This window comes from Winogradskyella wandonensis (assembly GCF_004346845.1).
In the GTDB taxonomy this organism is placed as follows: Bacteria; Bacteroidota; Bacteroidia; order Flavobacteriales; family Flavobacteriaceae; genus Winogradskyella; species Winogradskyella wandonensis.
This window is the reverse complement of the sequence record NZ_SMGI01000004.1, coordinates 247,315-263,986: the sequence shown is the minus strand read 5'-3', so window position 1 is coordinate 263,986 and position 16,672 is coordinate 247,315. Positions and strand designations below refer to the sequence as shown.

Below are 16,672 nucleotides of genomic sequence, written 5' to 3'. Positions count from 1 at the left end.
TTCTTGTTTTATTCTTCCCAATTTTTTTGAGTTCTATACACCACACCTTTAAAAAGTGCCACTAATTCTTTACCTCTCTTGACTTCAATGATATTGAAGCCGAGTTTATTATTTACTTTTTCAATTACAGATTCCGCCACCAACTCATCACCTTCATTTAATGCTTCGATATGGTTAATACTAGTTTCAATGGAAACTGCATATTTACCATGTGTATTTGCGGCAAAACCAAACGCTGTATCTGCTAACGCATAGCTTATTCCTCCATGAGCTTTATTCATACTGTTAAGCATATCCTTTCTAATGGTCATTCCAAGTTTACAACGCCCAATTTCACATTCTAAAATCTCAATACCCAACCATTGACTAAAGGCATCTTGTGATAGCATTTTATATGGAATTTCTTCGCCTTTCAATTAAAAGAATGTTTTATGTTCTCTATTCATTTTACGCAATAACGGACTGCAACGGTATCTATCTTCATGATATTCGTTATATAATGCGTCTAATTCTGAAACGCACCAATCGATTCCTTTTTCGTCTGCCCAAGCTAATAAGCCTTTAGGGTAATTCACGCCCTTGGTCATAGCATTATCAATATCTTGAGCTGAGGCAATATTTAAAAATAGTGCATCTGCAGCTTCGTTGATAAGCATGACTAAAACACGGTTGAAAATTTTTTCTGCTAGTACTTCATCTTCTATTGGGCTGGGTTTCGTTGCGTTTTCTGAATAATCATAATAACCCTTCCCAGATTTTCGTCCTAGATAACCTGCTTCTGCGAAACGCTTTTGTGTAAACGCAGGCTTGTATCTTGAATCGAAATAAAATGCTGTAAAAACAGTTTCAGTAACTGTGTAATTGACATCGTTACCAATAAAATCCATTAACTCAAAAGGTCCCATTCTAAATCCACCAATAGTTTTTAAACTCCAATCGATGGTTGTAAAATCCGCAATTCCCTCTTCATAGATTCGTAAAGCCTCTCCATAAAATGGTCTTGCTACTCTGTTAACGATAAAACCAGGTGTATCTTTAGCAACAGCAACGGTTTTTTTCCAATCGGAAATGATTTGTACAGATTTATCAAGAACCTCTTTCGATGTTTGAATTGCTGGAATTACCTCAACCAGTTTCATTAAGGGTGCCGGGTTAAAAAAATGAATACCAATGCAACGCTCTGGTTTTAGTAATGATGCAGCAATTGATGCTATAGATAAACTAGAAGTATTTGATGCTATAATACAATCGTCAGCAACATAGCTTTCCAACTCTGAAAAGACTTTCTTTTTTATGTCGAGATTTTCGATAATCGCTTCAATTGTTAAGTTTGAATCTGATAAATCTTTCAGAGTATCTACATAACTAATATTAGATTGAATCCTAGCCTTTTCGCCTGCATCAATTCGACCTTTTTCAATCAAACGATTTAATATTTTTTCTAATGCTACTTTCGCTTTATCTAAAGCAGCTTGATTGGTATCGTATAATTTCACTTGACAACCAGCAGTAGCAGCAACTTGCGCAATACCACTTCCCATGGTTCCAGAACCTATAATTCCTACGTTCATAGTTTTTTATTAAAATGGTAGATTTTTGACATCTACATTTCCGCCAGACAAGATAATGCCTATTTTTTTGTTTTTGAATTCTTGCTTGTTTTTTAGAAGCGCCGCAAATGGAACGGCGCATGATGGTTCAATTATAATCTTCATTCGTTCCCAAATGAGCTGCATTGCATTAATGATTTCATCTTCTTCTACTCGAATAATCTTGTCTACGTATTTTTGAATAATCGGAAAATTACGGTCTCCTAAATGCGTACGCAAACCATCGGCAACCGTATGGAAACTATTATTGGTTTCTATTTTACCAGAAAATAAAGAACGATACGCATCATCTGCTTCCATTGGTTCGCCTCCAATCACTTTACAATTATCAGAAAAATAATGCGCCGCTAATGCAGTACCTGCGATGAGTCCGCCACCACCAACTGGTGTGAGAATCATGTCCAAATTTGGATACTCATCTAATAGTTCCATCGCAGCTGTGCTATTGCCATAAATCACCTCATCTTGGTTAGATGGGTGTAAAAAGGAAGCTCCTTTTTCTTCTTTAATCCTATTTGCTGTAGTTTCTCTCGCTTGAGGTGTAGATTCGCATTCTATAATTTCACCTTGATATGTTTTTACACCATCTTTTTTAACTTGTGGTGCGTTTTCTGGCATTACAATATAAGCCTTAACATTTAATTTTTGAGCTGCTAAAGAAACCGCTTGAGCAAAATTTCCTGAAGAATGTGTAACTACGCCTCGTTGTCTTTCTTCTTTAGATAGAGACAAAATCGCATTGGCTGCACCACGCATTTTAAAGGCTCCCATTTTTTGAAAGTTTTCACATTTAAACACAATATCGGCTCCAACCATTTCATTAATCAAGCTAGAACTTAAAACAGGTGTTTTGTGAATAAATGGCTTTATTCTATTGTGAACTTCTATGAGGGTTTCTTTGTTCAATTAATTCCCTTTAAAATTAGGCTTGCGTTTTTCTATAAATGCAGATACGCCTTCTGCATAATCTTCACTTCCTGCTGCTTCAATTTGATTTTTAGATTCTAAAGCCAGCTGCTCCGTGAGATTATTGGTAAGTGATTTATTGAATGTCTTTTTTATAAGTCCGAGAGCGACAGTTGGTAAATTTGCCATTTTAGCAGCAATACTATCTATAGTATTTGAGAATTCTTCCGAAGGTACATATTTATAAATCATACCTATACGTTCGGCTTCTTCTGCTGATACTTTATCGCCTAGCATAGCCAAAGCCGAAGCCTTTTGAAAGCCAATTAATCTTGGTAAAAAGAAGGTTCCTGCACTGTCAGGGATTAGTCCAATTAAGCTAAATGCTTGTATAAAACTGGCTTTTTCATCTGCAATGACTACATCACAAGCCAGTGCAATATTTGCTCCTGCTCCTGCAGCAACACCATTAACTGCTGCGATTATTGGTTTTTCAATATTACGGATTCGAGAAATTATTGGGTTATAATGTTCTTCAAGTATTTTTTTGAAACCAGGATTAAGTTTTGGATTTGTAACTTCTTTTAAATCTTGACCAGCACAGAATGCCTTTCCATTCCCTGTTAAAACAATAGCTCTAACGTCTTCGTTAGTTTCGCAATCGTCGAGAATTCCTTGAAGACTTAGAGCCATTTCACGATTAAAGCTATTAAACACTTCTGGTCGATTTAATGTTATGGTTGCTATTTTATTTTCAACCTTAAGAAGGATTGAGCTCATATTTGTTTTTCTTTAAAACACCCTTAAAGTACCCTCAAGAGGACAATCTAAGGATTTAGAATAAGTTACTTCAAACATTTAAAATAATCAAAAGGCTCTTGGCAATCATCACATTGAAATTGTGCTTTACACGCTGTTGAACCAAATTGACTTACTAGTTTCGTATTAGTGGACTTACACTGCGGACATTTTACAATACGCTTTCCATTCAATAGTACATCTTTATCAGCTTCAGCATCTAAAGGTGCGGCGATTCCGTAATTTTCTAAGGCTTTGCGTCCTCTTGGTGTAATCCAATCGGTTGTCCAAGCTGGGTGTAAAATCAAATCAACTTCTGCATTATAGCCAGCTTCTTTCAATGCTTTTTTGATATCATCTCCAATCACGTCCATTGCTGGGCAGCCGCTATAGGTTGGGGTGATTTCAACTTTAACGACATTATCAATGATAACAGCAGAACGCACAACACCCATATCCATTATGGAAAGAACCGGAATTTCTGGGTCTGACACTTTTTCCAAGATTGGTAAAAGAATAGTATCGATATTTTGTTCTGTTGTTGTCATATTATTGAGACTCTTCGACAAGCTCAGAGTGACATTTTGATTCATTTTATCATTTAATTTTGAAATGAAATTCCGAAACAACACTTCGACTGCACTCAGTGTGACAGTTCAGAATGACAAATCAAAGATTTATTACCATTCCATATTTGGATAAGCACGTTGCATGTATTGTAAATCAGCAAGTAAATAGCCCATATGCTCTGTATGAATTCCTTGTTTACCTCCTTTTTGAAAGTACTTTAAATCAGGAACTTTTAAAGTTGCCTCTTCTAAAAGCTCACTTACATTTTTATAATATGCTTCTTTAAGCTTAGTTACGTCTACACCAATTCCTTCTGCTACCATTGCTTTATCTGCTTCAGTTTGATGGAATAATTCGTCAGTGTATGTCCATAGGTCGTCAATTGCATTTTGCATTTTTTCTTTACTTTCCGAAGTACCATCTCCTAAACGTTTAACCCAGTCTGAAGAAAAACGTTCGTGGTAACTTACCTCTTTCACACATTTATTTGCAATTGCTGACAAGGTTAAGTCTGTACTTTTTTGAAGTTCTTTTAAAAATGCTAAATGATACACATCAAATAAAAATTGACGTCCAACTGTATATGCAAAGTCTGTATTTGGGTGCTCTACCAATAATACATTCTTGTATTCGCGTTCCTTACGAAGCATTGCGATATCATCTTCTGTTCTTCCATCACCTGCTATTTTGCCTGCATACTGAAAATAACTACGTACCTGCCCAAATAAATCTAATGAGATATTAGTACAAGCGATGTCTGTCTCTAAACTTGGTCCATGCCCACATAACTCGCCCATTCTTTGTCCAAGAATTAAGCTGTTGTCTGCAATACCTAATATGTAATTGTATAAGTTTTCGTTTTTCATCACATGTGTTTTACTTCATCTGGTAAATCATAAAATGTTGGATGACGATATACCTTATCCTGAGCAGGTTCAAATAACTCTCCGTTGTTCTCTGGATTTGAGGCAGTGATGTGTTTGGATTCTACAACCCAGATACTCACACCTTCATTACGTCTAGTATATACATCACGTGCGTTTTCTAGCGCCATTTCAGAGTCTGCAGCGTGTAAACTACCACAATGCCTGTGTTCTAATCCATTTTTACTTCTAACGAAGATTTCCCAAAGGGGCCAATTTTTAGTTGACATAATATTTAGTTTTAAACCGCTTGTTTCTCTTTCCTTGCTTGTTTTTTCTCTGCATGAGCCATAGCGGCATCTCTAACCCATTCACCACGTTCCCAGGCACCTACTCTAGCTTTCATTCGTTCTTTGTTCATTGGACCGTGACCTTTGACTACTTGCCAAAATTCATCCCAATTAATTTCACCAAAATCATAACTTTGACGCTCCTCGTTCCATTTTAAATCTGGGTCCGGAATTGTTAAACCTAAAATATCTGCTTGCGGCACAGTCTGGTCTATAAATTGTTGGCGCAACTCATCATTAGTTTTGCGCTTCAATTTCCACTTCATAGACTGCTCCGTATGTACAGATTTATCATCTGTAGGTCCAAGCATCATTAAACTTGGCCACCACCAGCGATTTAAAGCATCCTGCGCCATTTCTTTTTGTTCTGGTGTACCGTTCGCTAATTTTAGCATGATTTCGAAACCTTGTCTTTGGTGAAAACTTTCTTCTTTACACACGCGAATCATAGCTCTTGCATATGGTCCGTAAGACGTATTACATAATGGCACTTGATTGATGATGGCTGCGCCATCAACCAACCAACCTATAGCACCCATATCTGCCCAAGTTAATGTTGGATAATTAAATATACTTGAATACTTTGCCTTACCGGTGTGCAACTGCTCATACATTTCTTCACGAGAAATTCCTAAAGTTTCTGTTGCTGAATACAAGTACAATCCATGACCAGCTTCGTCTTGAACCTTAGCTAACAATGCTACTTTTCGTCTTAAAGATGGTGCTCTTGTTATCCAGTTACCTTCTGGCAGCATTCCTACAATTTCAGAATGCGCGTGCTGAGACATTTGCCTAATATGCGTCTGACGATACTTTTCTGGCATCCAATCTTTTGGTTCAATTTTTTCGTCACGAGCAATCTTTTCATCAAATTGACGCTCTAAACTTCTAATTTGTTCTTCACTCATAGTTTTAGCTTTTAGCTGTTGGCTTTAGGCCACAAGCGAGTTAATTTTTCTTTTTCAATTTTATTTTCTAGACATCAAAATCTACAACTACTTTATCGGTTGTTGGTACCGCTTGACAGCTAAGCACCAGATTTTGACTGACTTCTTTTTCATCTAAGGCATAGTTGATTTTCATTTCAACAGCGCCCTCTTTCACTTCGCATTTACAGGTACTACAAACACCACCTTTACAAGCAAATGGCAAATCGGCACCAGCATTTAATGCCGCATCCAGAATATTATCAAACTCTTTAGTCATGGTGAATAAAAATTCTTTTCCACCGTCTACAATTACCACTTCGGTACCTTCTACATTTTGTTTTGAAAGTCGCTCGGCGCGTTTAATATCTTCTTCGGAAAGTCCCTTAACGAACAATTCAAAATGTATCAAATCTTTTGATAAACCTGAGTTAATGAGATAGTCACTAACAAAATTAATCATGCTTTCGGGACCACATAAAAACACATCATCCGTATCAGGGACATCAATAAAAGTTTTGGTAAGAATTTGCATTTTTTCTTCATCAAAACGTCCATTAAACAATTCGATATCTCTGCGCTCCTTGGTAAGAAAATAATAAATCTCTAGCCTACCAAAATAAGTGTTCCGTAATTGCTCCAACTCCTCTTTAAAGATAATAGATTTTGCGGTCTTATTCACATAGAACAGTTTGCAAGTAGAGTTGGGCTCTGCACGTAAATGGGCTTTCAACATAGAAAGTACAGGCGTTATACCACTACCAGCGGCAAAAAAAAGGTAATTCTTTGCCTTTTTAGGCTGAATATCTACACCAAAGACACCACTTGGAGGCATTAGCTCTAGAGTATCTCCAGATTTTAATTTCTCATTAACAAAAGTCGAAAACTTACCGCCTGGAATTTGTTTTACAGCGACTTGCCAAATATTATCTGACGGACAAGAACAAAGAGAGTACGAACGACGTACATCCTCTCCATTTATATCAGCTTTTAGAGTTAAATGCTGCCCTTGTTTAAAAGCGAACGTGCTATACAACGTGTCTGGAATATCAAAAGTTATGACCGATGTATCATCCGTTTCCTTGTAAATATCTTTAATTCTTATGATGTAAAAATCCATAATACCAACTCTAACTAACAATTGTTAGTTTATAAAACAAAGATAATAAATTAAATTCTTAACTAGATGTTAATTCCTTTAATGAGAATTTGAGCTAAAGATGCAGATAATTCTTTAGGATTTACATTGCCTTTTTTTGGAATCCATAAATACAATGTACGCAACGTGGATAGCATTGAAAACATAAGCACATCGGGATTTACAGTCCTTATTTCCTTTGAAGCTATGCCTGTCTCAATAATGTGTCGAAAATTACTTTCGTAATCTTGTCGAAGCTTTAAGTAATACTCTAGTTTACTCTCTAAATGCATCCAGTCAGAATTTAAAGCAGATAGGCCATCCGTATTTTCAATCGCAATCTTTACATGGAGTTGTATAATCTGTTCTAATTTTTCTAAGCTACTGCAATCTGAGGCAATAATGCTTTGCATACCAGTTGTAAAATCTTCGGCAATGGCAATAACAATCTCTTGTAAAATAGCCTGTTTTGAGTCTATATGATTATACAAACTCGCTGCCTTTATACCCATTTCTTTGGCTAAATCCCGCATAGTCACGGCACTAAACCCCTTCTTTTTAAAAAGTTTAGCAGCTACACGGACGATTTCTTGTTTTCGAGTTTCTTTAAGCATTAACTAAAAACTAAAAAAATGTTATTTAATAAAGTATCGTTATTAATCACAGTTAATAATTAATAATTTTACCCAACACAAATATAAGCATGACGAGCCATATTGAATCTAATCCACTAATCGATAGATTACCACCACATTTAAAGCAATTTATCAAACCTCAAAATTACGAGGATTACACACCTATAAACCAAGCTGTTTGGCGTTTTGTGATGCGCAAAAACATTAACTACCTAAGCAAAGTAGCGCATCACAGTTACTTAAAAGGTATTGAAATGACTGGCATTTCTATTGATGAAATTCCGAGTATGTATGGCATGAATCGTATTCTTAAAGAGATTGGATGGGCAGCTGTGGCTGTTGATGGGTTTATACCACCGAATGCTTTTATGGAATTTCAAGCATACAAAGTTTTGGTGATTGCTAGTGATATAAGACAGCTCGAAAATATAGAGTACACACCTGCACCAGACATCATACACGAAGCTGCAGGACATGCTCCGATTATAGCCAATCCAGACTATGCAGAATACCTAAGGCGTTTCGGTGAAATAGGCGCAAAAGCCATTTTATCCTCACATGATAATGCCATGTATGAAGCCGTACGAAAATTATCTATTCTAAAAGAAGCTAAAGGCTCTAAGCAGGAAGATATTGATAAGGCAGAAACGGAAGTCAACCAACTTCAAAATAAAAAAGTACCATTATCTGAAATGGCACAAATACGCAACTTACACTGGTGGACTGTAGAATATGGCTTAATTGGCACGCTAGACAACCCAAAATTATACGGCGCTGGTTTGTTATCCTCTATTGGCGAAAGCAAATGGTGCCTATCTGATAAGGTTGAAAAACTACCGTATTCTATAAAAGCTGCAGAAACCGAATTTGATATTACCAAGCCACAACCTCAGCTTTTTGTAACGCCAGATTTTGCCTATTTAATGGAAGTTTTGGACGAGTTTAGTAATACTATGGCGCTCAGAAAAGGCGGTTGGCGCGGATTGAATAAATTAATAGATTCTAAAAAAATTGGCACAATTGAGTTGAATACAGGTTTACAAATTTCTGGTGTGTTTACACGAATGATTAGAGATGAAGACAACAACGTTGTGTTCTTTAAAACCGAAGGACCAACAGCATTGGCAAATCGTGAAAAAGAATTGATTGGCCACGGTACAGAAACGCATCCTAACGGATTTAGTTCGCCAATAGGCAAATTAAAGGGGATTAATTTGGCCATTGAAGATATGGGACCTCGTGATTTAAAAGCCTACAACTTTTATGATAACAAACGTATTGCATTTGAATACGAAAGTGGTATCACTGTGGAAGGTTTAAATATTACAGGCATTAGAAATCTACAAGGAAAATTGATATTAATACAGTTTGAAGATTGCACCGTAAAATATAATGACGAGGTGTTATTTTCACCAAAAGACGGCACTTTTGATTTAGCTGTTGGCTCCTCTATTGTTTCGGCTTATGCTGGAAGCGCAGATTACCGCTCTTTTGAAAATTTATATCATGTTTCTGAAAATAAAACCTTGAAATCTGAAACGAATCATCAAAAACTTCATCTTGAAAATTTGTACCAAAACGTTAGAGATTTACGAAATAACACATCAGTTGAAACTTCGGAATTAAAAGCTATTTTCAATACATTAAAACATGAGCATAATAACGACTGGCTCCTCGTTTTAGAACTATTTGAATTGGCTGAAAAGTTTAACTTATCTGAATTAAAAATAGAACTTTTAAACTATCTTCAAAATCAAAAATCTAAATTACCAAAGGTGGCGCATCTTATCGATGACGGTTTAGAAATTATAAAAAACAACTCAAAATAATATGGGCTTATTCAGTTTTTTGTTCGGTAAAAAAAATAACAACATTCAAACCTATTTAGACCAAAACGCTGTGATTTTGGATGTACGCACCCAAAACGAATATGATGCCAATCATATAGATAATGCTATTCACATTCCGGTTTCTGAATTAAAGAGAAGGATTGAAGAAATTAAAACATTAAATAAACCTGTTATTGCGCATTGTGCAAGTGGAATTCGTTCGGCGCAGGCCGTTCAAATTTTAAAAGCAAATGGTATTGAAGCTATGAATGGCGGTGGTATTTCTGCCATGCGTAAAGCATTAGAGTAATAACTTTTCGAAATCGTCTTGTGCGTTCAGTTGTTCGCCCTTATACTCTAATTTCCATCCCAAAGAATTTGCAAGAATATAAAATTTAGAAAGTTCACTGAGCAGTCTATTTTGTGCATTGGTAACCAAGGACGACCCTTCTATTTTTTTCATTAAATCGGCGTTAATCGTTTTTTTAATGTCATTGTAGTCTTCTGCTTCAAAAGGATTTAAAAAATCTGCCTGAATGTCGTAATACTGTAAATCTGGATTTATCGAGATTTCGTAATCTGGAATTGAAAGAATCTGAAGTGTTTTAGTAGCTTCATCTAACTTATATTTCAACTGCTTTAAATCGTAGGAGACATTTACTTTAGCATTAACGACCACTAATGCTTTTTTCTCTGCAGTGAGAAATTCTCCAAAAATTTCTTTTGAATTTTCATAATTAAATACCTCTGAGAAATTGCCTTCTGTTACTACGAGTTTACTCACATTTTTTAGTTGCTCTTGAATAACGTCCGAAGTATTATTAACAACAACTCTAGGCTGATACGTGCATTGCTTATAAACCAGTAAAACGGTTATGGCAAGAATGATGCCGAAAAGAAATTTTTTCATATACTAAGATAACAAAAAAGCATCAGAAACATTCGGCAATATTTTTCTTATTTGCATGAGTAATATAACGGACTATTTATTCTTTTTTAACTCTAACTTTTCTGCAAAATAGTCACAAAAGTCTTTCATTGTAGCGGTCATTTTTTCATCTTGTGTTGCACGCATAAAGGTATCGCTCATAGTTACTAAAGTCTGGTGAAAAAACAATTTCATCTCGTCAACAGGCATATCTTTTGTCCATAAATCAATACGCAGTGTTTCTTGAGCATTACTATCCCAAACTGATAACATTACCGCTTTAGCTTCTTCCTCTTTAACGCCACCATCTTGTGCCGACCAACTAAGCTTTTCTGGCACTCGGTTTTCATCAAGTTCTACATTTAGCTCTATTTTAGATTTCATTGTTTTACCCATTATCGCTTTGGTTTATATTTAGATTTATTAAAAATTTCGTCACTCTCTGTTGTCATTATGGTCATTACATCGGCATTAGTTCTTTCCGCATAAGCTCTTACAATTAGCCAACCAATATACTGCCCTAACCGTGGCGGAGACTCGTTATCTAATTCTAGATAAAATTTAGAAAATGGTGCTGGCACGGTAAAGCGACTTAATAACTTATTATCCGTACTGAAAAGTAGTTCTTTCTCTACAAAATAGCTCCAAATCTGAGCTTCGTTCTCTTTTGCCCATTTTAAATCTTCAGTAGAATATCCGATTTTATCTTCATCTGAATACTCTGGTATCATTACATCTTTAAAGTAAAGCAACTTTCCGTAATATATTATCTCATCTAAAAACGTCTTTCTCTGGTTTTGGTACACAAAACGTTTTGCGTAGGATTCTGCGACGTCTGGAATTATTTGAGAAGGCTTCATGTTCTCAGCAAAATATCTAGGAATATTTTGATAAAATTCGTGATTATCACCAAGATAATTAATAAGATTAATAATTAGCAAATCCGCTTCAAGCACTAACTTATTCCTGTAATCCACGTAGTCTGCTGCTGTGATAACTTGTGGAATTTTAAAAGCCTTATCGTAGTATTTTATATGCTGAAAAAGGTGCCTAATGTCTTCCTCGTACCCGCTGAAATCATTGAACTTCTCTTGAGCTTCTTCAAATATTTGCTTCTGTAAAGGACTATTAAAACGCTCTATCCAACTAGAATCTATTTCTTTTGGAAATAAAAACGGAAAATCTTTTTGTATTGAAGGTATGTTAGAAAGTTTGGCATTTGCCAATAACACATCAAAACGCTCGACTTGCAAATTAACATCAATCTTAGATATCTCTTTCTCTGCTTTTTGTGCATCATCACAAGAGACTAAGAAGATTGCAACCATAAATAATAAATGAATATATTTCATTTTCATTCTTAAGGATATTTCGGTTATTTTTGTTTACAAAGGTACACTTCTTACCCTAAAATAAACGGTATATGCAAACAGAAAAAGTAATAGATTATATAGTAAATTGGCTTAAAGATTACGCTATAAACGCAAAAGTTAATGGTTTTGTTGTCGGAATTTCTGGCGGAATCGACTCTGCAGTGACTTCGACACTTTGTGCAAAGACAGGACTAGATGTTTTGTGTATAGAAATGCCTATCCATCAAGCTCCAAGTCATGTTACGAGGGCACAAGAACATATTGCTCAGCTAAAGCAAAGGTTCTCTAATGTCAGTGATGCGCGTGTTGACTTAACTCCAGTCTTTGAAGAATTTAAAACAGAAGTAAGCCTTGAAGGAAAGCAGGCAACGGTAGATATGGCCTTGGCTAATACTAGAGCAAGATTAAGAATGACCACACTTTACTACCATGCAGGTCTTTTAGGCCTACTTGTTGCAGGAACAGGCAATAAAGTAGAAGATTTTGGTGTTGGTTTTTATACTAAATATGGTGATGGCGGTGTAGATTTAAGCCCTATTGCCGACTTGCTTAAATCTGAAGTTTATGCCTTGGGTGAAATGCTTAAAGTTCCAGAGTCAATTATGAAAGCTGCTCCTAGTGACGGTCTATTTGGTGATGCTAGAAGTGACGAAGACCAAATTGGCGCATCCTATCCAGAATTAGAATGGGCCATGAAAATGAATGACCAGGGTAAAACCTCTGAAGATTTTACAGGACGCAAAAAAGAGGTTTTCGATATCTTTTTAAGATACAATAGATCAAACAAACATAAGATGATACCTATCCCAATTTGCGTTATTCCTAAAGAAATAATGTAATTTTTATCATATTTTTATTTTTTTGCAATTTTACTTAAATATTTATTGTTTTAGCTTCTCGATTTTGTATTTTTGTTTAATAAGCTAATTAATTCAATAATCCTTACTGGGTTATCCTAATTTTAATTTTACAAAATTAAGTGGTTATGATAAAAATTCTATTGGTCGATAGTCATCCTGTAGTGCGCGAAGGTTTACGGGCTATTATTAATAAAACCCCAGATTATCAAATAATAGCGGGCTTAGGTAGTGGCATCGAAATATTCGAGTTTGTTCGCACAAATCATGTCGACTTAATTATTTCTGAAATTGACTTACCCGAACTTAACGGAATTACCGCCTTGCGTGCTATTAAAAAGGAGCACAAGTCTATAAAAATTATAATGTTTAGCCATCAACCAGAAGAAATTTATGCAATTAGTACGTTAAAAGCAGGAGCTTCTGGTTATTTATCTAAAAATGCAAATCCAGATGATATACTTAAAGCCATACAAAAGGTAGTTAGTGGCGAGGTTTATTTAAGCGAAAAAATGGATAAGCATTACAGATATACCAATACATCAAAAAGCAGAACTCGCCTATTTAAGCGTTTATCTACAAGAGAAGTAGAGGTCTTAAAATTATTATCTATCGGTAAGAAAAATAAGCATATCGCAGACGAATTGGACATTAACGAAAAAACAGTAAGTACTTATAAGGCTCGACTATTTAAAAAATTAAATGTAGACAACGTTATCGATTTAGTACACCAAGCTAAGCATCATGACCTAGCTTAATGATTAACTACTCTTCCTAACTTTCTGGCTAACAAAACTTTTAGTTTATTATATTCTTGACTATTCTCTAAAATTTCTTTGTAGTCATAGTCTTCTTTTAAAGTTTCGTCCGATAAATCCTTTAATTTTTGTTCTATTAGCAAACCTCTAAGATGCAATATGGTCTGACTTACTAGCTGAGCAATAGTATGCTCTTTCTCTTTTGGAATGATATTGTTTCGCGCCCAATCATCGAGACTGTATTTTTCGTTATCCATTATTATACTTGTTACCAATGGCGCCATTTCTGGGTTGAGATTATTAATAAAATCCGTAGCAGAAAAATTTTCATTTTGACTTAATTGGTCAACAATTGAATAGTATAAGGTTTTAAATCGTTCGTCAGAAAACTGCATTTCATCCTCTTGTAAATCCAAATACACTTTTTCGAAAACTCGTGCTTCTTGTACTACAGGTTCCAAAACTAAATCTCCCGTAACCTCATCTTCTTTAAGCACTAAGTCTTCAAACTTTTCGGTTTTATTACCGTAGAGTAATAAGATTTCAATGATTTTTTTCTCCAACTCATACTGAATATCTACCTTTTTTAATGGCTTAGGCTCAGCTTTTATAACATTAAATGCTTTCTGTTCCTGGCCAAACTTTTTATTAGCATCGCTATTCGCCTTTTTATTTATTTGAGCAAGTGTACTAAACAATACAGATTCGCTTATATCCATAATACGAGCGCACTCTTGTATGTAAACCTCTTTTTTTATCTGGTCTGGAATTTTAGCAATACTATTTACAATATCTCTTATAGTTTCTGCCTTTTTTATAGGGTCGTTTTTACTGTCTTCAAAAAGTAATGATGCTTTAAACTGAATAAAATCTTTAGAATTTTCCTTTAGGTAATCCGTTACGTCTTGTAAGGTGTTGTTTTTAGAAAAGCTGTCCGGATCTTCTCCATCCGGAAACGTACATACCCGAACGTTCATGCCTTGCTCGAGTATTAAATCTATTCCACGTATAGAAGCGCGCATTCCTGCTGCATCGCCGTCGAAAAGTACAGTAATATTATTTGTTAGTCTTTTTATAAGACGTATTTGCTCTGATGTTAGCGCGGTACCCGAGGATGAAACAACATTTGTTATTCCTCTTTGATAAAACTGGATAACATCTGTATAACCTTCGACCAGATAACAATTGTCTTCCTTGGCTATAGATTGTTTAGCAAAATACAAGCCATAAAGTACCTTACTTTTATGGTAAATTTCGCTTTCTGGAGAGTTTAGATACTTGGCAGCTTTTTTGTCATTTCCTAAGATTCGACCTCCGAAACCTAAAACACGCCCACTCATACTATGTATGGGGAACATCACGCGGCCTTTAAATCTATCGAAATGTTTTTCTGGTTTAACAATGGTTAAACCAGTACCTTCTAAAAACTCAATTTTATAACCATTTTTTAAGGCTTCATCTGTAAAGGCTTGCCACTCGTCCAAAGCGTAGCCCAATTGAAATTTCTTGATAGTTTCCTCTGTAAAACCACGTTCTTTAAAATAGCTTAAGCCAATAGCTCTTCCTTTATCTGTTTTATGTAAAATTTTCTGAAAATAGTCGTTTGCATACTCACTAACTAGATATAGACTTTCTCTTGTATCTGCTTTTTCCTTTTCTTCGTTAGTACGCTCGGTCTCTTCAATTTCAATGTTATACTTTTTTGCCAAATATTTTATGGCTTCAGGATAAGTAAAATGCTCGTGCTCCATTAAAAAGGTAACTGCATTACCGCCTTTGCCTGTAGAAAAATCTTTCCAAATTTGTTTTACGGGAGACACCATGAAGCTTGGCGTTCTTTCCTCACTAAAAGGACTTAGGCCTTTAAAATTACTTCCCGATTTTTTTAATTGCACAAAATCGCCTATAACCTCCTCTACACGGGCTGTTTCAAAAACTTGAGCTATGGTATTTTGCGAAATCACGATTAAAATTATTAGAAGGGTAAATTTAATAAACTCTATTAATGATTGGTAGGTTACTTCACTTTTATTTATTGCGTCAGCCAAAAACTTACCATACTACTCTTTAATTATTTGTTGTAATTTTATGAAAATGCGTATTGCACTCGGCTAGAATAATCAACTCCTAATTTATTAAACTACAATGAAGAGATTTATAACTATATGCTTGATTTTAATAATTATATCATGTTCTAAAAAACCATATTCGAAAGAACTAGCGGCAATGGATTCTAATATCTCTATCGAAAATACCTCCATTGTTATTCTGGGCACAGCACAAGATGCCGGTTCTCCACAAATAGGCTGTAAAAAAAGGTGTTGTTCTAAGCTATTCAAAAACCCTGAAGCTATTCGAAAAGTTGTTTCACTTGGACTCATTGATACTGAATATCATAAAACCTATTTATTTGAAGCCACTCCTGATATAACCTCGCAAATGAAAATGATTACAACCTACGAAACACAAAATGAAAACGAATTGGTTGATGGCATCTTTCTAACTCATGCCCACATAGGACATTACACAGGACTTATGTATTTAGGAAAAGAAGCAATAGATGCTACAAAAACACCTGTTTATACCATGCCGCAAATGAAGCGTTTTTTAACAGATAACGGACCATGGAGTCAGCTTGTTACGAGAGAAAACATTACACTAATTGAAATTGAAAATGAAAAACCTGTAAAGCTCTCCAAAACTATTGAAGTAACCCCAATACTTGTGCCGCATAGAGATGAGTTTTCTGAAACTGTTGGTTACAGAATAAAAGGGCCGAATAAAACAGCTTTGTTTATTCCAGACATCGACAAATGGGATAAATGGAACAAAAATATAATTGATGAAATTAAAAAAGTAGATTATGCTTTCGTTGATGCAACGTTTTTTAGCGGAAAGGAAATTAATAATAGGGATATCAGCGAAATCCCTCATCCTTTTGTAATTGAGAGTTTGGATTTATTTGATAATCTTCCTCGTACCGAAAAAGAGAAGGTTATATTTATTCACTTTAATCATACCAATCCATTATTAAATCCGCTGAGTGAAGCGAGTAAATTAGTTAATGAAAAAGGTTATAAAATCGCAAAAATCAACGATATTTTTGAACTATAACACTAACTAAAAATTCT

Annotated in this window: 19 protein-coding genes; 5 read left to right on the top strand and 14 right to left on the bottom strand. The window is 35.2% G+C overall.

Translation table 11 applies throughout. The annotated features are described in order from the left end of the window. Nucleotides 1–8: 8 nt before the first annotated feature. The 10 genes from DFQ05_RS12075 to DFQ05_RS12030 all read right to left on the bottom strand — a co-directional run bounded on the left by DFQ05_RS12075 (nucleotide 9) and on the right by DFQ05_RS12030 (nucleotide 7,775). Nucleotides 9–416, bottom strand: coding sequence for a PaaI family thioesterase (locus DFQ05_RS12075; protein WP_132705661.1), 408 nt, complete (start codon nucleotides 414–416; stop codon nucleotides 9–11). Further along, nucleotides 417–1,571 carry a 3-hydroxyacyl-CoA dehydrogenase NAD-binding domain-containing protein gene (locus DFQ05_RS12070; protein WP_132705660.1) on the bottom strand — a complete coding sequence of 385 codons (1,155 nt, stop codon included), beginning with the start codon at nucleotides 1,569–1,571 and terminating at the stop codon, nucleotides 417–419. A gap of 9 nt (nucleotides 1,572–1,580) precedes the next feature. Further along, a complete protein-coding gene (locus tag DFQ05_RS12065; protein ID WP_132705659.1) occupies nucleotides 1,581–2,516 on the bottom strand; it encodes a threonine ammonia-lyase in 936 nt (311 codons plus the stop codon). After that, entirely contained in the window at nucleotides 2,517–3,296 is a 780-nt protein-coding gene (locus DFQ05_RS12060; protein WP_132705658.1) for an enoyl-CoA hydratase-related protein, read from the bottom strand. A gap of 65 nt (nucleotides 3,297–3,361) precedes the next feature. After that, a complete protein-coding gene (gene paaD, locus DFQ05_RS12055) occupies nucleotides 3,362–3,862 on the bottom strand; it encodes a 1,2-phenylacetyl-CoA epoxidase subunit PaaD (RefSeq protein WP_132705657.1) in 501 nt (166 codons plus the stop codon). 132 nt (nucleotides 3,863–3,994) lie between these two features. After that, nucleotides 3,995–4,750 (bottom strand): 1,2-phenylacetyl-CoA epoxidase subunit PaaC, encoded by a 756-nt coding sequence (gene paaC / locus DFQ05_RS12050; RefSeq protein ID WP_132705656.1) that lies wholly within the window; start codon nucleotides 4,748–4,750, stop codon nucleotides 3,995–3,997. Then, entirely contained in the window at nucleotides 4,750–5,037 is a 288-nt protein-coding gene (gene paaB, locus DFQ05_RS12045; RefSeq protein ID WP_132705655.1) for a 1,2-phenylacetyl-CoA epoxidase subunit PaaB, read from the bottom strand. Before paaB ends, paaC begins: the two co-directional genes overlap by 1 nt. 11 nt (nucleotides 5,038–5,048) lie before the next feature. Beyond that, nucleotides 5,049–6,005, bottom strand: coding sequence for a 1,2-phenylacetyl-CoA epoxidase subunit PaaA (gene paaA / locus DFQ05_RS12040; RefSeq protein WP_073084871.1), 957 nt, complete (start codon nucleotides 6,003–6,005; stop codon nucleotides 5,049–5,051). Between the two features lie 67 nt (nucleotides 6,006–6,072). Continuing rightward, nucleotides 6,073–7,143, bottom strand: a complete 1,071-nt coding sequence (locus tag DFQ05_RS12035) for a 2Fe-2S iron-sulfur cluster-binding protein (RefSeq protein ID WP_422398653.1) — start codon at nucleotides 7,141–7,143, stop codon at nucleotides 6,073–6,075. Between the two features lie 62 nt (nucleotides 7,144–7,205). After that, nucleotides 7,206–7,775, bottom strand: coding sequence for a TetR/AcrR family transcriptional regulator (locus DFQ05_RS12030; RefSeq protein ID WP_132705654.1), 570 nt, complete (start codon nucleotides 7,773–7,775; stop codon nucleotides 7,206–7,208). 89 nt (nucleotides 7,776–7,864) lie between these two features. On the opposite strand from DFQ05_RS12030, the gene DFQ05_RS12025 reads away from it, so the two are divergent. Together DFQ05_RS12025 and DFQ05_RS12020 are read left to right on the top strand one after the other, a co-directional pair. After that, the gene (locus DFQ05_RS12025) at nucleotides 7,865–9,625 is read left to right on the top strand and encodes an aromatic amino acid hydroxylase (protein ID WP_132705653.1); all 1,761 of its coding nucleotides are present in this window, start codon (nucleotides 7,865–7,867) and stop codon (nucleotides 9,623–9,625) included. A gap of 1 nt (nucleotide 9,626) precedes the next feature. Then, nucleotides 9,627–9,935 carry a rhodanese-like domain-containing protein gene (locus DFQ05_RS12020; RefSeq protein WP_132705652.1) on the top strand — a complete coding sequence of 103 codons (309 nt, stop codon included), beginning with the start codon at nucleotides 9,627–9,629 and terminating at the stop codon, nucleotides 9,933–9,935. On the opposite strand, the gene DFQ05_RS12015 is transcribed toward DFQ05_RS12020, so the two are convergent. The 3 genes from DFQ05_RS12015 to gldB all read right to left on the bottom strand — a co-directional run bounded on the left by DFQ05_RS12015 (nucleotide 9,927) and on the right by gldB (nucleotide 11,911). Beyond that, on the bottom strand, nucleotides 9,927–10,535 hold the full coding sequence (locus tag DFQ05_RS12015; protein ID WP_132705651.1) for a DUF4230 domain-containing protein: 609 nt from the start codon (nucleotides 10,533–10,535) through the stop codon (nucleotides 9,927–9,929). The two genes, DFQ05_RS12020 and DFQ05_RS12015, sit on opposite strands and share 9 nt — an antisense overlap. 72 nt (nucleotides 10,536–10,607) lie before the next feature. Beyond that, a complete protein-coding gene (gldC, locus tag DFQ05_RS12010) occupies nucleotides 10,608–10,949 on the bottom strand; it encodes a gliding motility protein GldC (protein WP_132705650.1) in 342 nt (113 codons plus the stop codon). Then, nucleotides 10,949–11,911 carry a gliding motility lipoprotein GldB gene (gene gldB, locus DFQ05_RS12005; RefSeq protein ID WP_241974264.1) on the bottom strand — a complete coding sequence of 321 codons (963 nt, stop codon included), beginning with the start codon at nucleotides 11,909–11,911 and terminating at the stop codon, nucleotides 10,949–10,951. The genes gldC and gldB overlap by 1 nt, the downstream gene beginning before the upstream one ends. A 65-nt stretch (nucleotides 11,912–11,976) precedes the next feature. On the opposite strand from gldB, the gene nadE reads away from it, so the two are divergent. Further along, entirely contained in the window at nucleotides 11,977–12,765 is a 789-nt protein-coding gene (nadE, locus tag DFQ05_RS12000; protein ID WP_132705649.1) for an NAD(+) synthase, read from the top strand. A gap of 146 nt (nucleotides 12,766–12,911) precedes the next feature. Further along, nucleotides 12,912–13,541: a response regulator gene (locus tag DFQ05_RS11995; RefSeq protein ID WP_132705648.1), complete on the top strand. Its 630-nt coding sequence runs from the start codon at nucleotides 12,912–12,914 to the stop codon at nucleotides 13,539–13,541. Here the strand turns inward: DFQ05_RS11995 and dnaG are convergent. Continuing rightward, a complete protein-coding gene (dnaG, locus tag DFQ05_RS11990; protein ID WP_132705647.1) occupies nucleotides 13,538–15,505 on the bottom strand; it encodes a DNA primase in 1,968 nt (655 codons plus the stop codon). The two genes, DFQ05_RS11995 and dnaG, sit on opposite strands and share 4 nt — an antisense overlap. Nucleotides 15,506–15,686: 181 nt before the next feature. On the opposite strand from dnaG, the gene DFQ05_RS11985 reads away from it, so the two are divergent. Then, a complete protein-coding gene (locus DFQ05_RS11985; protein ID WP_132705646.1) occupies nucleotides 15,687–16,655 on the top strand; it encodes an MBL fold metallo-hydrolase in 969 nt (322 codons plus the stop codon). Nucleotides 16,656–16,672: the final 17 nt, after the last annotated feature.